General features: G+C 72.3%; 1 pseudogene. It reads left to right on the forward strand.

Annotated features, from left to right (window positions below):
* Window positions 1–571, forward strand: a pseudogene (locus BG452_RS36435) (galactose-1-phosphate uridylyltransferase); the annotation flags it as partial.

Raw genomic sequence — 571 nt, forward strand, 5'->3', positions numbered from 1 at the left:
TGCCCGGTGTGCGGCAGGTCTACTGCTTCGAGAACCGGGGCGCCGAGATCGGCGTCACCCTCGCCCACCCGCACGGCCAGATCTACGCCTTCCCGTTCACCACCCCGCGCACCGCCCGGATGGTCGCCCGTGCCGCCGAGCACCGCGCCGCCACCGGCCGCAACCTCTTCGACGACCTCCTCGCCGCCGAACGCGCCCACGGCGACCGGGTGGTCCTCGCCGGCGAACACTGGACGGCCTTCGTCCCCTTCGCCGCCCGCTGGCCGTACGAGGTCCACCTCCACCCGCACCGCCGGGTACCCGACCTGACCGGCCTGGACGCCGCCCAACGGGACGAATTCCCGTCCCTCTACCTGGAGTTGCTGCGCCGCTTCGACCGCCTCTTCGGCGGCGGCCGCACCCCGTACATCTCCGCCTGGCACCAGGCCCCCGCCGACCAGAGGGACGAACTCGCCCTCCACCTGGAGCTGTTCACCATCCGCCGGGCCGCCGACAAACTCAAGTACCTGGCCGGGGTGGAATCCGGCATGGACGCCTTCGTCAACGACATCACCCCCGAGGACGCGGCCCG

The organism is Streptomyces sp. CBMA123 (assembly GCF_014596465.1).
GTDB lineage: Bacteria > Actinomycetota > Actinomycetes > Streptomycetales > Streptomycetaceae > Kitasatospora.